This window comes from Streptomyces sp. NBC_00090, assembly GCF_045160815.1.
GTDB lineage: Bacteria > Actinomycetota > Actinomycetes > Streptomycetales > Streptomycetaceae > Streptomyces.
The window spans coordinates 4452698-4467335 of the sequence record NZ_CP108224.1 but is presented as its reverse complement, the minus strand read 5'-3'; the positions used below and the strand labels follow the sequence as shown (position 1 = coordinate 4467335).

The following is a 14638-nucleotide window of genomic DNA, read 5'->3' as shown; positions in this document are numbered from 1 at the left end:
GGGGTCAGCGTGTGGGCTGGGTCGGCAGATGGCCCGGCGGCGGCGCGCGGGCCGGGTCAGCGCCGGGGGCCGTCCGGGAGGCCGGTCGTGCTCGCGGTGTTGTAGCGGAGCAGGTACGCGGCGAACTGGGCGAGGTCGTCGGCCGACCAGTCCTTGAGGCGCTCCTGGTAAGCGGCGAGGCGGCTCGTCTGGGCCGTCGCGAGCAGGCCGGCGCCCGCCGCGGTGGGATGCAGGACCTGGACGCGGTGGTCGTCGGGGGCGGGGCGCCGTTCGATCAGCCCGAGCTTCTCCAGGGCGGCGACCTGGCGGCTGACCGTCGACTTGTCCAGCAGGTAGTGGGCCGCGAGGTCCGTGGCGCGGCAGCCCCGCTGCTCCTCGATGTGGGCGAGGAGCGTGTAGGAGACGAGCGGGAGCTCCGGGTGGACCCGGGCCGCCGCGGCGCGGGCCCGGCGCGCGAAGGCCGTCAGCTCGCGCTGGATGACGTCCACGGACGCCTCGCGCGGTACTTCTGCGCCGCCGGTCATGGTGCGCTCCTTTGTCGTCGCTCGTCGCTCGTCGCTCGTCGCCGCCGTCGCTCACCGGTGTGGCTTGCTGTCGTCGCTCGGCAGTCGGTGGTTCGGTACGACGTTTCGGTTGTATAGTACAACGGTTCTTTAGTTGTAAAAGCCAACCATGGAGGTATCGGTGTCCGCAGGACCGAAGACCACCGGCGCGTTGAGGCATGTCCTCGGGCACTTGCTCACTCCCCTGCTGATGTGTGTCGGCATGGGCCTCGCCTACCTCGGCGCCTTCCACGCCCCCGCCCCCCACGACCTGCGCGTCGACGTCGTCGGCTCAGGGTCCACCGCCCAGGTCCTCGCGCAGACGCTCCACGACAAGGGAGCCGGCGCGCTCGACGTCCGTACCGTCGCCGACCGGGAGACGGCCGTCGCCTCGCTGCGCGAGCAGGGCAGCTTCGGGGCGTACATCCCCGGTGAGAAGCCCGAACTCCTCGTCGCCTCGGCCTCCTCCGACACCAGCGCCATGGCCGTCGAGAAGGTCTTCACCAAGGTCGCCGCCGCGCAGGGCGCCCCGCTCAAGGTCACCGACGTCGCCCCCGTCTCCTCCGGCGACCCCACCGGCCAGGGCGTCTTCTTCCTGCTCGTCGCCCTCAGCATCGGCGCCTACGCCTCCGTCGCCGTCATCGGCGGGGCCGGCGCGGTCCTGCCCATGCGGATCAGGGTCCTCCTCGCCGCCGGGATGTCCCTCGTCGTCAGCCTCGTCGGCGCCCTCTTCGCAGGACCGGTCTTCCACCTGGTCGACCAGGGCCTCGGCGGAGTCTGGGCACTGTCCTGGCTGTACGCGGCGGGCATCCTGCTCGTCGGCGTCGGCCTCCACACCTTCCTGCGCCGCTGGACCACCCTCGGCGTGATGGTGCTCTTCGTGATGCTCAACTTCACGAGCTCCGGCGGCATCTACCGCCCCGAGCTCCAGCCCGGATTCTTCGGCTCGCTGCACGCCTTCTGGAACGGGGCGGGCTTCGTCGAGGGCGTCCGCGGCCATGTGTACTTCGACGGTCACGCGCTCGGCGGACACGTCCTCGTCCTCGCCCTGTGGCTCCTCGCCGGAGCGGCCCTCGTCGTCGCCGCCGGGATGGTGGAGGCCGCGAGGACCTCGGGTGGGACCTCGGGCGAGGCCTCGGGCAAGGCCTTGGGCGGGGCCGGCGCCGAGGAGTCGACCAAGCAGGAGACGGAGGAGGAAAGGGAGGAGGAGATGGAGGAGGCGGTCGCGGTCTGAGGTTGTCCACAGGGCGTTGTCCACAGGGGGAGACGGCCGATCAGGCGCGGCTGTACGGTCAGGGCCGGATGATGTTGGACATCGCATCGGGGGAGGGCGTCCCATGGACGAGATTCGGTCCGTCGTGCCGGGACAGCGCGGTACTGACGGAGTGGCGGACGGCGAGCGCATCCCGCACGTGCCGGGCTTCGCGAGCCGCGCCGCCGTAGCCGACGCCGGGGTGGTCTCCCCGAGGGACGCGGGCAAGAAGCTGCGCGACCGGGTGCCGCGCTCCGCGCACGACCGGCCGGCCCTCGCCGCCGACCGGCCGGACGCGGTCCGCGCCGTCGAGGAGTCCAGCCGAGGACGGGTCCCCGAGCTCACGCCGATACGCGTCGGCAGGATGGCGGCCAGCCCCTTCGCCTTCCTGCGCGGATCCGCCGGGCTGATGGCCCAGGACCTCACCACGACCCCCGTCACCGGGATAGCCGCCCAGCTGTGCGGCGACGCGCACGCCGCCAACTTCGGCCTCTACGGCGACGCGCGGGGCAGGCTCGTCATGGACCTCAACGATTTCGACGAGACGATCGTCGGCCCCTGGGAATGGGACCTCAAGCGGCTCGCCACCTCCCTGGTCCTCGCCGGGCGGGAGGTCGGCGCCGACGAGGAGGCCTGCCGGGCGGCCGCCTTCGACACCGTCGGCGCCTACCGGCGCACCATGCGCCTCCTGGCCCGGCTGCCCGCCCTCGACGCCTGGAACGCGATCGCCGACGAGGAGCTCGTCTCGCACACCGACGCCCGAGACCTCCTCGGCACCCTGGAGCGGGTCTCGGCGAAGGCCCGCAACAACACCAGCGCCCGCTTCGCCGCCCGGTCGACCGAGTCCGTGGCCGAGGCGGACGGCGGCGGCCGCAGGTTCGTGGACGCTCCCCCGGTGCTGCGCAGAGTCCCCGACGCCGAAGCGGCGGCCGTCACCGCCTCCCTCGGCGCCTACCTGGAGACCGTGTCCGAGGACCGGCTGCCGCTCCTCGCGCGGTACGCCGTCCACGACGTGGCCTTCCGGGTCGTCGGCACCGGAAGCGTCGGTACCCGCTCCTATGTCGTGCTGCTGCTCGACCACCGCGGCGAGCCGCTGGTGCTCCAGGTGAAGGAGGCCAGACCCTCGGTCCTGCTGCCGTATCTGCCCGGCGCGGGCTTCACGGTGCCGGACCCGGGCCACGAGGGGCGGCGCGTGGTGCTCGGGCAGAAGCGGATGCAGGTCGTCAGCGACATCCTGCTCGGCTGGACCACGGTCGACGGGCGCCCCTTCCAGGTGCGTCAGTTCCGCAACCGCAAGGGGAGCGTCGACCCCGCCGCGCTCACCGTCGCTCAGGTCGACGACTACGGCCGGATGACCGGGGCACTGCTGGCCCGGGCGCACGCCCACAGCGCCGATCCGCGCCTGATAGCCGGCTACTGCGGCAAGAACGAGGAGCTGGACGAGGCCGTCGCGTCCTTCGCCGTCACGTACGCGGACCGCACCACCGCGGACCACGCCGACCTGCTCTCCGCCGTACGAGCGGGGCGCATAGCGGCGGAACTGGGCGTCTGACCGACGCCCGCGCACGAGCACTGGGCAGGGCCCGGGCAGGGACCGAGGACGCTTGCCTCGGCGCGCCGGCCGAACGCTCACACCGGGGAGGGAGGGGAGGGGGAGGGAGGGGGGAGGCCCCCCCGAGAGGACCGTAGGCTGGGTGGGACGAGCCGGAACGAGGACGTGGGCGGGCGTGAACGTGAGCGTGAACCATGGTGCGAACGAGGAGCCCGAGGGCGAGCGGTCCGACGGTGAGCAGTCCGAGGACGCGCAGGCCGATGGCGTGCGGCCCGAGGGCGTGCGGCCCGAGGATGGCGAGTGGTCCGAAGGCGTGCGGCCTGACGGTGGCGAGCCGTCCGACGGTGCCGAGCGGGCTGGGGACGAGCGGCCCGAGGCTCGGCTGGAGCGGGCCGTGCGGGTTGCCGAGCAGGCGCTGATCGAGTTCGAGATCGCCGTCGAGACCTTCCGGGTCGAGGTGGAGAACTTCTCGCGGCTGCACCACCAGAAGCTCGGCCCCATGTACACGCGGCTCGACGAGCTCGACGCGCGGATCGCCGAGGCGCGGGCGGCGCGCACCGGGGATCCGGAGGATCTGCGGCGGGCACAGGAGGCGCGGGCCGCGGTCATGCCCATGCCCGGGGTGGACGAGCTGTTCCACGACTGGATCGACTCCGACGGCCTCTCCCCCGAGGCCGCGGCGATGCTCAACGAGCGGCCGGTGCAGGCGCCGAAGCGCGTACGGCCCGGCGAGGAGGCCCGCAAGCTCTACCGCGAGCTGGCCCGCAAGGCCCACCCCGACCTGGCCCGGGAGGAGGACGAGCGGCAGCGGCGCGAGGAGTTCATCACGCGGGTGAACGCCGCCTACGCCCGGGGCGACGAGGCCCAGCTGCGCGAGCTCTCCGCCGAATGGGAGGCCGGACCGGTGCCGGCCGAGGAGCGGCTCAGCGAGAGCGAGGAGCTGTACGCGAGACTGGAGTGGCTGGCGGAGCGCAAGGACATGCTGTCCGTGCTCGCCCGCGAGCTGGAGGAGTCCGCGATCGGCGCGATGCTGCGGATGGCTCCGGAAGACCCGGACCGGCTCCTGGAGGAGATCGCGGAGCAACTGCTCGCGCAGGTCTCCGAGCGTGAGACCGAGCTGGCCGAACTGGTGCAGTAGGTTTTTCCGTGCGCTCGAATTCGCTCGGGCGGTTCTGACGAGAGAAGGCCAGTCCCATGAATTTCTCCCCGCTGCCCTCGGTGGACGCGGCTTCCGTGCCGGCCGATGCCCTGGTGCTGGACGTCAGGGAGGACAACGAATGGGAGGCCGGGCATGTCGAAGGCGCGTTGCACGTGCCGATGAGCGACTTCGTGGCGCGCTTCGGTGAGGTGACGGAGGCGGTGGCCGATCGCGGCCGCGCCTATGTGATGTGCCGGGTGGGTGGCCGGTCGGCGCAGGTCACGCAGTATCTGGTGCAGCAGGGCTTCGACGCGGTGAACGTCGAGGGCGGGATGCTCGCCTGGGACGGTGCCGGGCGCCCGATGGTGACGGGGAACGGCAGCCCGGCTTTCGTCCTCTGAGCTGAGCTCCTCCGGGCTGAGCTGGGCTGGGCTGACTCGGGCCGGGCTGGTCCGAAGCCGGGTCGCGTCAGCCGAGGGGGTGGGCGGCCAGGAGGTCGCCCAGCGCCTCCTCGTGGGCGGCGGCGGGGCCGAGGGACAGTTCGAGCTGCTTGGCCCAGGCGTGGAACCGGTGCAGTGGGTAGTCGGTGTCGGCGCCGAAGCCCCCGTGCAGGTGCTGGGCCGTCTGCACCACGCGCCGGACCCCTTCGGAGGCCCAGATCTTCGCGACGGCGATGTCGCCGGCGGCGGGGAGCGCCCCGTCGGCCCCGGTGGAGACGCGCCAGGCGGCCTGCCAGAGGGTGGCCTCCATGGCGCGCAGGTCGATGTAGCGGTCGGCGGTCTGGACGGCGACGGCCTGGAAGGTGGCCACGGGGTGGCCGAACTGTTCGCGCTTGCCGGTGTACTGGCTGGTCATGGCGAGGACGGCCTCGCCGAGTCCGAGGGCGAGCGCGCAGGTGCCGGTGGTGAGGAGTTCGCGCAGCGACTCCCAGGCGCCTTCGGCGTCGATGACGTCGGTGTCGTCGAGGCGTACGGCGTCGAGGTGGAGCTCGGCGAGGAGTTCGCCGCTCGTGGAGTACTGCTCGGTGAGGGTGAGGCCCTCGTGGGCACGGGGTACCAGGGCGAGGACGGTGCGGCCCTCGGCGGTGTGCGCGGGGACGGCGACGAGGTCGGCGCCGTGGGCCCAGGGGACGGCGCTCTGGAGTCCGTCGAGGATCCAGGTGGTGCCGTCGTGGTGGGCGCTGACGGCGCGGTCGGCCGGGTCGTGGCCGGTGCGTCCGTGCGAGGCGGCCGTGAGGACGAGTTCGCCGCGGCCGACCCGGGGGAGCAGGGCGGCGGCCGTGTGCCGGTCCGCGTACCGCTCGACGGTCGTGGCGACGGCGTAGGTCTCGAGCAGGGGTACGCGGGCGAGGACGCGGGCGGACTCGCGCAGGACGAGGCAGAGCGCGACGGCGTCGAGTCCGGCGCCGCCGTGCTCGGGGGACAGGCCGAGGCCGAGCAGGTCGGCGGCGGCGAGGCGGGACCAGAGCGGTCGGTCGAGGTCCTCGGCGACGGCTCCGGGGGTGAGGGCCGGGCTGGGTACCGCGTCGGGCGCGACGCCCGAGAAGACCGTCCTGGCCGCCTCGACGGCCGCCTGCTGTTCTTCGGTGAAGGTGAAGTCCACTGTCCTGCCCTCCCGTTGCTGCCCCTGATGTCCCTCTGCCCTGACGAGCCGTCAAGATAGAACAGGTTCTAGCGGAAGGGAATGGCGGCGCCGGGACTCGTCAGCGGTCGAAGTCCAACTCCACGTCCGGGGTGGCGGGATGGGACTGGCAGGCCAGTACGTATCCGGCTTCGGTCTCCTCCGGCTCCAGCGCGAAGTTCCGGTCCATCCGCACCTCTCCGCCGACGAGGAAGGCACGGCAGGTGCCGCACACCCCGCCCTTGCAGGCGTACGGGGCGTCCGCGCGGGCACGCAGCACGGTGTCGAGGAGCGTCTCGCCCCGGTCCACCGGCCAGGTGCCGGAGCGGCCGTGGAGGGTCGCGGTGAGGGTCGCGTGCGCGGGGGTGTCGGCGGCGGCGACCGGCGTGGGCGCCGAGCCGTCGTCGACGTGGAAGATCTCCTGGTGGATCCGGCCGCGGTCGACTCCGAGGCCGCGCAGCGCCTGCTCGGCGCCCTGGACGAGCCCGAAGGGGCCGCAGAGGAACCAGCCGTCGATCTCGCCGACCGGCAGCAGCGCGGGCAGCAGTTCGGCCAGCCGCTCGTGGTCGAGGCGGCCGGAGGGCAGGCCCGCCTGCTGCTCCTCCCGGGAGAGCACGGTGACCAGCTGGAAGCGCTCCGGGTAGCGGTCCTTGAGGTCGGCCACCTCGTCGAGGAACATCGTGGACGCGGCGGTGCGGTCGCTCCGGATCAGGCAGAACCTGGCCTCGGGCTCCCGGGCGAGCAGGGTGGCGGCCATCGACAGGACCGGGGTGATGCCGCTGCCGCCGACGACGGCGGCGAAGTGACCGGGGCGCGGGGCGAGTGTGAAGCGGCCCATCGGCTCCATGACCTCGACGAGGTCGCCGGCGGCCAGTTCCTTGAGCGCGTACGTCGAGAACGCGCCGCCGTCGACGAGCCGGATGCCCACGCGCAGGACGGGGGGCTCGCCGGCCGGGGAGGCGGGGGCGCAGATCGAGTACGTACGCCGGATCTCCTCCCCCTGCTCGTCCGCGCGGCGCAGGGCGAGGTGCTGGCCGGGGAGGTGCCGGTACGTCTCGTGGAGCTCGGGCGGGACCGCGAAGGTGACGGCCACGGAGTCGTCCGTGAGTACCTCGACCTCGCTCACCCGGAGCTGATGGAACCCGGCCCGTCCGGCGCCTGAGGACACCATCTACAACTCCTTGAAGTGGTCGAACGGTTCGCGGCAGGCGGTGCAGCGGCGGAGTGCCTTGCATGCCGTGGAGGAGAAGCGGCTGAGGAGTTCGGTCTCGGTGGAGCCGCAGTGGGGGCAGCGGATCGCCAGGGTCAGCGCTACCGGGCCGCCGGCCGGGCCCTGGGGGCGGGGCGGGGCGATGCCGAACTCGGCGAGCTTGCGCCGGCCTTCGTCGCTGATGTCGTCGGTGGACCAGGCGGGGGCGAGGACCGTGACGACGGAGACGTCGGGCACTCCGTGCTCGTGGAGGGCGCGCTCGATGTCGTCGGACATCGCCTCGATCGCGGGGCAGCCCGTGTACGTCGGGGTGAGGGAGACCTCGACCCGGCCGGGTCCGGTGACCTGGACGCCCCGCATGACGCCGAGCTCCTCCAGGGTGAGGACGGGCAGCTCAGGGTCGGGGACGGCGCCGGCGATCCGGCTCAGCTCCTCCTCCAGGGCCGTCATGGTCACCATGTCGCCCCCGGGTGGCTGCGGTGCAGGTGCTGCATCTCGGCGAGCATCGGCCCGAAGGGCTCGGTGTGCAGGCCCTGTCGGCCTGCGCCCGCGGTCCAGGCGCCGGTGCGGGGTCCGGAGGGCACGGTGAGCGTGGCCCTTCCGAGGACGTCCGTGACGGAGTCCAGCCAGGCGCTCTCCATGGCGGCGTGGTCCACGTCGAGCCCGTGGACGGGCTGGAACAGCTCGCCGGTGTACCGCCAGAGGGCGTCGCAGGCCCGCTGCATCCGCTCGTGGCTCTCGGGGGTGCCGTCGCCGAGGCGCAGGGTCCAGTGCTCGGCGTGGTCCTGGTGGTAGGCGACCTCCTTGACGGCCTTGGCCGCCAGTCCGGCGAACGGGCTCTCGCCGGCCGCCAGCTGTCCGTACAGGAGTCGCTGGTAGGTGGAGAAGTACAGCTGCCGGGCGATGGTGTGGGCGAAGTCGCCGTTCGGCTGCTCGACGAGCTGCGCGTTCCGGAAGGAGCGCTCCTCGCGGAGGTAGGCCAGTTCGTCCTCGTCGCCGACGAGGGAGAGCAGGACGCGGGCCTGGCCGAGGAGGTCGAGTGCGATGTTGGCCAGGGCGACCTCCTCCTCCAGGACGGGGGCGGAGCCCGCCCACTCCCCCAGGCGGTGGGAGAGGATGAGGGCGTCGTCGCCGAGGGCGAGGGCGGCGCCGGTGATCGCGGCGGCCTCGTGGGTGTCCGGGGCGCTCACAGGTGCTTCACCCCCTCCGGGATCTCGTAGAAGGTCGGGTGGCGGTAGGGCTTGTCCGCGGCCGGCTCGAAGAAGGGGTCCTTCTCGTCGGGCGAGGAGGCGGTGATCGCCGCGGAGGGTACGACCCAGATCGAGACGCCCTCGCTCCTGCGGGTGTACAGGTCGCGGGCGTTGCGCAGGGCCATCTCCGCGTCGGGTGCGTGGAGACTGCCCGCGTGGGTGTGGGACAGTCCGCGGCGGGAGCGCACGAACACCTCCCACAGCGGCCAACCGTCGCTCGTCATGCCTGTGCCTCCCCGTGCTTGCCGGTGTGCTTCTCCGCGTAGGCCGCGGCTGCTTCCCTGACCCAGGCGCCGTCCTCGTGGGCCTGGCGCCGCTTGCTCAGCCGCTGGTCGTTGCAGGGGCCGTTCCCCTTCAGGACGTCCCAGAACTCGGTCCAGTCGATCGGGCCGAAGTCGTGGTGCCCGCGCTCCTCGTTCCACCGGAGGTCGGGGTCGGGGAGGGTGAGGCCGAGCGCCTCGGCCTGCGGCACGGCGATGTCGACGAAGCGCTGGCGCAGCTCGTCGTTGGAGTGGCGCTTGATCTTCCAGGCCATCGCCTGGGCGGTGTGGGTCGATTCGTCGTCCGGCGGGCCGAACATCATGAGCGAGGGCCACCACCAGCGGTCCACGGCGTCCTGCGCCATGGCGTGCTGTGCCTCGGTGCCGTTCGAGAGGGCGAGGAGGGCCTCGTACCCCTGGCGCTGGTGGAAGGACTCCTCCTTGCAGACCCGGACCATCGCGCGGGCGTACGGGCCGTAGGAGCAGCGGCACAGCGGGACCTGGTTGGTGATCGCCGCGCCGTCCACGAGCCAGCCGATGGCGCCGACGTCGGCCCAGGTCAGCGTGGGGTAGTTGAAGATCGAGGAGTACTTCTGGCGGCCGGAGTGGAGCTTGTCGAGCAGCTCGTCGCGGCTGGTGCCGAGGGTCTCCGCCGCGCTGTACAGGTACAGGCCGTGGCCGGCCTCGTCCTGGACCTTGGCCATGAGGATCGCCTTGCGGCGCAGCGAGGGCGCGCGGGTGATCCAGTTCGCCTCGGGCTGCATGCCGATGATCTCGGAGTGGGCGTGCTGCGCGATCTGCCGGACGAGCGAGGCGCGGTAGGCCTCGGGCATCCAGTCGCGCGGCTCGATTCGCTCGTCGGCGGCCACGGCGGCGTCGAACACGGCCTCGTAGGCGGCCTGTGTCGCCGCCGCGGCCGCGTCGGACACGCCGGGCGCGCCCGTGGTTGTTGCCGTCCCTGCCGTCACTGCGGTCATCGGACTCCCTACCGACCGATCGTTCGGTTGAATGACTTCAATGGTGAGTCGGCGGCCCGTATGGTGTCAACCCTGTGGATAACCGAGGTGGGCCGATCGGGATCGGGGCGGGATGGACGCGGACGTCGAAAAGGACGCGGACGAGGTGAGAAACGGCCCCCCCGCGGCCGAGGAAAGAGACGGCCGATCCCCGGTCGGGACGAGTGACGGCCCGCCCCCGGTCGTGACCGGTGCCGGGTCGCCCCCGGCCGGTCCCGCGGGGCCCTCGGAGCCCGCGGGCGGCGGGATCATGGCGCTGTCGCTGCCCTACCAGGTCGTCGCCGCCGTGGCCCTCGCCGTCGCCGGGGTCTTCGTCTGCGTCCACCTGGCGATGGTGTTCCTGCACGTCGCGCCGTCCAACACGCTCACCAAGCGGCACGGCCAGGCCGTCGACGACTGGGTCTACCCCGAGTTCGAACAGAACTGGAAGCTCTTCGCGCCCAACCCGCTCCAGCAGAACATCTCCGTCGAGGTCCGCGCCGAGCTCGCCACCGCCGGCGGCGGCCGCCGCACCACCGGCTGGATCGACCTCACCGCCCAGGACGCCGCGGCGATCCGCCACAACCCGATGCCCAGCCACACGCAGCAGAACGAGCTCCGCAGGGCCGTGGACTTCTACCTCAACTCGCACTCCGACGACGACAGCCCCAACGGACTGCGCGGCCACCTCTCGGAGGAGTACATGCGCCGGATCGCGGTGCTCCGCCTCGATGCCGACGACTCCCTCGACGGCTCCGCCGTGCGGCGCGTCCAGCTCCGCACGGTCACCCGGCCCCTGCCCGCCCCCCGGTGGAGCACCGAGAAGAACGAGGTCACCCCCTCCTACCGTGACCTCCCCTGGTGGAAGGTGACCGACGCCGACCGGACCGATGCGGCCGACCGGACCGATGCCGGCGACCGGACCGATGCCGGCGACCGGAGCCGTACGGAGGCCGGCCGATGAGCACTCCCACCGCCATGCCCGCGTCCCCGCCCACACCCCCGCCCCCGCCGGCGCGTGTGCGGGAGCCCTTCGACCGCCGGATCGCCCGCGCCGTCCAGGCCGTCACGGGCCGCGCGCTCGGCCCCCACCAGACCGCGATCGTGCGGATCGGGTTCTCGCTGACCTGGCTCGTCTTCCTGCTGCGCGAGCTGCCGCACCGGCACGAGCTGTACGGGCCCGACGGCCCCTGGTCCTGGGAGATGGCGCGCCGGCTGATCGCCGACAACCGGGCCTTCACCGTGCTGATGTGGTCGGACGGGCGGCTCTGGTTCGAGCTCGTCTACGGGCTCGCGGTGCTCTCCGCGGTCCTGCTCCTCGTCGGCTGGCGCACCCGGGCCGTGTCGGTGGTCTTCATGGTCGGGGTCCTCTCGCTGCAGAATCGCTCCGTCTTCCTGGGTGACGGCGGCGACAACGTCCTCCACCTCGCCGCGATCTACCTCGTGCTGACCCGCTGCGGCCAGGTCTGGTCCCTCGACGCGCGACGGGCCGTCCGTGAGGTCCGCGAGGCCCGTGAGGCTGATGACGCGGGCGCCGGGGAGCCCGCGCGCCGGGACCTCGTCGGGCCGCTGCTGTGGACCGTGCTCGGCGGCTTCCTGCTCGCCGCCACCTGGTTCAGCGAAGTCACCGGTGAGTGGTGGCTGCCGGTGCTGCTGTGGGTGCTGTGGCTCGGGCACGGGCTGTGGTGGCTGGTGTGCCGGTACGCGCCCGGGGAGCCGCGCACCCTGCTCGACGTCCTCGCCAACCTCGCCCACAACGCCGCCCTCGTCGTGATCATGGCCGAGGTCTGCCTGATCTACGCCACGGCCGGCTGGTACAAGATCCAGGGCTCGCGCTGGCAGGACGGCACCGCGCTGTACTACCCGCTCCACCTGGACTACTTCTCGCCCTGGCCGGCCCTCTCCGAGCTCCTGGGCTCCAGCGGGGTCATGGTGATGCTGCTGACCTACGGCACGGTGATCGTGCAGGTCGCCTTCCCCTTCACGCTCTTCCACCGCAAGGTCAAGAACGTCCTGCTCGTCGCGATGATGCTGGAGCACGCCGGGATCGCCGTGCTCCTCGGGCTGCCGGTCTTCTCGCTCGCGATGATCTCCGCCGACGCTGTCTTCCTGCCGACGGCCTTCCTGGTGGCCCTCGGCGCGCGTGTGGTGCGCGGCAGGGACCGGTTGCTGGGGCGGCGGCCCGCCGGGGTACTGCCCGAGCAGCGCCGTACGGGTGAGGAGCACGGTCCCCGTACCCTCGTCGGGTGAGCACCACCGAAGAGAAGCCCGCAGACGGGGCGCCGGCGGCGGCGGAAGCGGCCGAGCCCGTTCAGTACGACGAGGGCTTCGGCCCCGAGATCGGGGTCGGGCCGCACCCGGAGCCGTGGCCGGAGGGCGAGCGGTACGACCCCGAGCTGCTGGCCGACGGCGACCGGCGCAACGTCGTGGACCGCTACCGGTACTGGACGCGGGAGGCGGTCGTCGCCGACCTGGACACCCGGCGCCACGACTTCCACGTGGCGGTGGAGAACTGGGGCCACGACTTCAACATCGGCTCGGTGGTGCGGACCGCGAACGCCTTCCTGGCGAAGGAGGTCCACATCGTGGGCCGACGGCGCTGGAACCGGCGGGGCGCCATGGTCACCGACCGCTACCAGCACGTCCGTCACCACCCGGACACCGAGTCGCTGACCGCCTGGGCGGCGGCGGAGGGCCTGCCGATCATCGGGATCGACAACCTCCCGGGCGCGGTGCCGCTGGAGCGGACGGTGCTGCCCCGCCGCTGTGTGCTGCTCTTCGGCCAGGAGGGTCCGGGGCTCACGGACGAGGCACGCGCGCACGTGGAGATGGTCTGCTCGATCGCCCAGTTCGGCTCGACCCGGTCGATCAACGCGGGGGCCGCCGCCGCGATCGCCATGCACGCGTGGGTGCAGCGGTACGCGGAGATCGACACCCCCGCCTGACGACCCGCGGAGGCCGGGGCCGGCGAGCCCCAGGTCCCCGGAGCTCCAGGCTCGCTGAGGCCCAGGCCCGTGGAGGCCCAGGCCCACTGAGGTCCAGGCTCCGCGGAGGCCCCGTGGGGCCCCCGCGGTACCGGTGGGTCAGGACTGGCGGCGGACCTCCACCACCCGGAAGCGGTTGGAGACGAAGGCTCCGTCGCACAGGGCCGCGTTCGCCGCGGGGTTGCCGCCGGAGCCGTGGAAGTCGGAGAACGCCGCCGTCTGGTTGACGAACACCCCGCCCGTGAGGTTCAGCGAGAGCTGGGCCGACTCCTCCAGGCAGACCTCCTCCACCGCGCGCTCGGTCTCGGCCGAGGTCGTGTACGCGCCGACCGTCATCGCGCCCTTCTCGCGGACCGTGCGCCGCAGCAGCTCCAGGGCGTCGGCGGTGGAGTCCACCGAGACGGCGAAGGAGACCGGGCCGAAGCACTCGGAGAAGTACGCGGCCTCGGCGTCCGGCTTGGAACCGTCCAGCTTCACGATGACCGGGGTGCGGACCACGGCGTCGGGGAAGTCCGGGTTCACCACCTCGCGGGAGGCGAGCGCCACCTCACCGAGGCCGGCGGCGGCCTCCAGACGCGCCTTCACGTCCGGGTTGACCAGCGCGCCCAGCAGACCGTTCGCCCGGGCGTCGTCGCCGAGCAGACCGCCGACCGCCGCCGCGAGGTCGGTGACGACCTCGTCGTACGACTTGGGGCCCTGGTCGGTGGCGATGCCGTCGCGGGGGATCAGCAGGTTCTGCGGGGTGGTGCACATCTGGCCGCTGTACAGCGACAGGGAGAAGGCCAGGTTGCCGAGCATCCCCTTGTAGTCGTCGGTCGAGTCGACCACGACCGTGTTGACGCCGGCCTTCTCGGTGTAGACCTGCGCCTGGCGGGCGTTGGTCTCCAGCCAGTCGCCGAAGGCGGTGGAGCCGGTGTAGTCGATGATCCGGACCTCGGGGCGCACGGCCAGGGTCTTGGCGATGCCCTCGCCCGGGCGCTCGACGGCGAGCGCGACCAGGTTCGGGTCGAAGCCGGTCTCGGCGAGCACCTCACGGGCGACGCGGACGGTGAGCGCGAGCGGCAGGACGGCGCGCGGGTGCGGCTTGACCAGGACCGGGTTTCCGGTGGCCAGCGAGGCGAACAGGCCCGGGTAGCCGTTCCACGTGGGGAAGGTGTTGCAGCCGATGACCAGGGCGATGCCGCGGCCGACCGGGGTGAACTCCTTGGAGAGCTCCAGCGGGTCCCGCTTGCCCTGGGGCTTGGACCAGACGGTGCGCCCCGCGGGGGTGCGGGTCTGCTCCTCGTACGCGTACGCCACGGCCTCCAGGCCGCGGTCCTGGGCGTGCGGGCCGCCGGCCTGGAACGCCATCATGAACGCCTGTCCGCTGGTGTGCATGACGGCGTGGGCGAACTCGTGGGTGCGGGCCGAGATCCGGGACAGGATCTCCAGGCAGACGAGGGCGCGGGTCTCGGCCCCGGCGTCGCGCCAGGCGACTGTGCCCGCGCGCATCGCGGGAAGCAGGACGTCGATGTCGGCGTGCGGGTACTCGATGCCGAGCTCCGGGCCGTACGGCGAGACCTCGCCGCCCGTCCAGCCGTCCGTGCCGGGCTGGTCGAGCTCGAAGCGGGTGTTCAGCAGGGCCTGGTGGGCGGCGAGACCGGCCGCCGCGTCGAGCGAGCCGTCCTCCCCGTACGCCTTCGGGTGCTCGGGGTGCGGCGACCAGTAGGCGCGGGTGCGGATCGTGGCGAGTGCCTGATCGAGCGTGGACCGGTGCTTCTCGGCCAGACGGTCGGTGGTCGGCAGAGCGGTGGCCATGGATGGACCAACTCCTCGTCGAGCTGGGCAGGGAGACG

General features: G+C 72.6%; 15 protein-coding genes. 7 read left to right on the top strand and 8 right to left on the bottom strand.

The genetic code is table 11. The features are described 5' to 3' along the window. Positions 1 to 56 precede the first annotated feature (56 nt). Positions 57 to 524, bottom strand: a complete 468-nt coding sequence (locus OG361_RS19940) for a MarR family winged helix-turn-helix transcriptional regulator (protein ID WP_405855396.1) — start codon at positions 522 to 524, stop codon at positions 57 to 59. A 148-nt stretch (positions 525 to 672) separates the two neighbouring features. On the opposite strand from OG361_RS19940, the gene OG361_RS19935 reads away from it, so the two are divergent. The 4 genes from OG361_RS19935 to OG361_RS19920 all read left to right on the top strand — a co-directional run bounded on the left by OG361_RS19935 (position 673) and on the right by OG361_RS19920 (position 4885). After that, complete coding sequence (locus OG361_RS19935; protein ID WP_405855394.1) at positions 673 to 1776, top strand: hypothetical protein; 1104 nt, start codon at positions 673 to 675, stop codon at positions 1774 to 1776. A gap of 103 nt (positions 1777 to 1879) precedes the next feature. Next, complete coding sequence (locus OG361_RS19930) at positions 1880 to 3346, top strand: DUF2252 domain-containing protein (protein ID WP_405855392.1); 1467 nt, start codon at positions 1880 to 1882, stop codon at positions 3344 to 3346. Positions 3347 to 3659: 313 nt separating this feature from the next. Further along, positions 3660 to 4484, top strand: coding sequence for a hypothetical protein (locus OG361_RS19925; RefSeq protein ID WP_405862351.1), 825 nt, complete (start codon positions 3660 to 3662; stop codon positions 4482 to 4484). A 56-nt stretch (positions 4485 to 4540) separates the two neighbouring features. Continuing rightward, complete coding sequence (locus OG361_RS19920; protein WP_405855390.1) at positions 4541 to 4885, top strand: rhodanese-like domain-containing protein; 345 nt, start codon at positions 4541 to 4543, stop codon at positions 4883 to 4885. A 67-nt stretch (positions 4886 to 4952) separates the two neighbouring features. Here OG361_RS19920 and OG361_RS19915 read toward each other — a convergent pair whose 3' ends face one another. From OG361_RS19915 to paaA, 6 genes are all read right to left on the bottom strand, one after another. Further along, positions 4953 to 6086: an acyl-CoA dehydrogenase family protein gene (locus OG361_RS19915; protein ID WP_405855388.1), complete on the bottom strand. Its 1134-nt coding sequence runs from the start codon at positions 6084 to 6086 to the stop codon at positions 4953 to 4955. 100 nt (positions 6087 to 6186) lie between these two features. Next, entirely contained in the window at positions 6187 to 7275 is a 1089-nt protein-coding gene (locus OG361_RS19910; RefSeq protein ID WP_405855386.1) for a 2Fe-2S iron-sulfur cluster-binding protein, read from the bottom strand. Next, on the bottom strand, positions 7276 to 7773 hold the full coding sequence (gene paaD / locus OG361_RS19905) for a 1,2-phenylacetyl-CoA epoxidase subunit PaaD (RefSeq protein ID WP_405855384.1): 498 nt from the start codon (positions 7771 to 7773) through the stop codon (positions 7276 to 7278). It abuts the gene before it with no gap. Further along, a complete protein-coding gene (gene paaC / locus OG361_RS19900; protein WP_384560770.1) occupies positions 7767 to 8504 on the bottom strand; it encodes a 1,2-phenylacetyl-CoA epoxidase subunit PaaC in 738 nt (245 codons plus the stop codon). Before paaC ends, paaD begins: the two co-directional genes overlap by 7 nt. Further along, the gene (gene paaB, locus OG361_RS19895; RefSeq protein WP_399223620.1) at positions 8501 to 8788 is read right to left on the bottom strand and encodes a 1,2-phenylacetyl-CoA epoxidase subunit PaaB; all 288 of its coding nucleotides are present in this window, start codon (positions 8786 to 8788) and stop codon (positions 8501 to 8503) included. Before paaB ends, paaC begins: the two co-directional genes overlap by 4 nt. After that, complete coding sequence (gene paaA / locus OG361_RS19890) at positions 8785 to 9801, bottom strand: 1,2-phenylacetyl-CoA epoxidase subunit PaaA (RefSeq protein ID WP_405855381.1); 1017 nt, start codon at positions 9799 to 9801, stop codon at positions 8785 to 8787. The genes paaB and paaA overlap by 4 nt, the downstream gene beginning before the upstream one ends. 112 nt (positions 9802 to 9913) lie before the next feature. Between paaA and OG361_RS19885 the strand changes: the two genes are divergently transcribed. From OG361_RS19885 to OG361_RS19875, 3 genes are read left to right on the top strand one after another with little or no spacing between them, the layout of a single operon-like run. Next, entirely contained in the window at positions 9914 to 10783 is an 870-nt protein-coding gene (locus OG361_RS19885; protein WP_405855379.1) for a DUF5819 family protein, read from the top strand. Further along, positions 10780 to 12069 carry an HTTM domain-containing protein gene (locus OG361_RS19880; protein ID WP_405855377.1) on the top strand — a complete coding sequence of 430 codons (1290 nt, stop codon included), beginning with the start codon at positions 10780 to 10782 and terminating at the stop codon, positions 12067 to 12069. The genes OG361_RS19885 and OG361_RS19880 overlap by 4 nt, the downstream gene beginning before the upstream one ends. Continuing rightward, positions 12066 to 12764 (top strand): TrmH family RNA methyltransferase, encoded by a 699-nt coding sequence (locus OG361_RS19875; RefSeq protein WP_405855375.1) that lies wholly within the window; start codon positions 12066 to 12068, stop codon positions 12762 to 12764. Before OG361_RS19880 ends, OG361_RS19875 begins: the two co-directional genes overlap by 4 nt. 138 nt (positions 12765 to 12902) lie before the next feature. On the opposite strand, the gene paaN is transcribed toward OG361_RS19875, so the two are convergent. Then, positions 12903 to 14600 carry a phenylacetic acid degradation protein PaaN gene (gene paaN, locus OG361_RS19870; protein ID WP_405855373.1) on the bottom strand — a complete coding sequence of 566 codons (1698 nt, stop codon included), beginning with the start codon at positions 14598 to 14600 and terminating at the stop codon, positions 12903 to 12905. Between the last annotated feature and the right edge of the window lie 38 nt (positions 14601 to 14638).

What these genes read in the sequence shown, in the direction of transcription:
- OG361_RS19940 (WP_405855396.1), bottom strand. Translation starts at nt 524, where the DNA reads ATGACCGGCGGCGCAGAAGTACCGCGCGAGGCGTCCGTGGACGTCATC.
- OG361_RS19935 (WP_405855394.1), top strand. Translation starts at nt 673, where the DNA reads ATGGAGGTATCGGTGTCCGCAGGACCGAAGACCACCGGCGCGTTGAGG.
- OG361_RS19930 (WP_405855392.1), top strand. Translation starts at nt 1,880, where the DNA reads ATGGACGAGATTCGGTCCGTCGTGCCGGGACAGCGCGGTACTGACGGA.
- OG361_RS19920 (WP_405855390.1), top strand. Translation starts at nt 4,541, where the DNA reads ATGAATTTCTCCCCGCTGCCCTCGGTGGACGCGGCTTCCGTGCCGGCC.
- OG361_RS19910 (WP_405855386.1), bottom strand. Translation starts at nt 7,275, where the DNA reads ATGGTGTCCTCAGGCGCCGGACGGGCCGGGTTCCATCAGCTCCGGGTG.
- paaD (WP_405855384.1), bottom strand. Translation starts at nt 7,773, where the DNA reads ATGGTGACCATGACGGCCCTGGAGGAGGAGCTGAGCCGGATCGCCGGC.
- paaB (WP_399223620.1), bottom strand. Translation starts at nt 8,788, where the DNA reads ATGACGAGCGACGGTTGGCCGCTGTGGGAGGTGTTCGTGCGCTCCCGC.
- paaA (WP_405855381.1), bottom strand. Translation starts at nt 9,801, where the DNA reads ATGACCGCAGTGACGGCAGGGACGGCAACAACCACGGGCGCGCCCGGC.
- OG361_RS19885 (WP_405855379.1), top strand. Translation starts at nt 9,914, where the DNA reads ATGGACGCGGACGTCGAAAAGGACGCGGACGAGGTGAGAAACGGCCCC.
- OG361_RS19880 (WP_405855377.1), top strand. Translation starts at nt 10,780, where the DNA reads ATGAGCACTCCCACCGCCATGCCCGCGTCCCCGCCCACACCCCCGCCC.
- paaN (WP_405855373.1), bottom strand. Translation starts at nt 14,600, where the DNA reads ATGGCCACCGCTCTGCCGACCACCGACCGTCTGGCCGAGAAGCACCGG.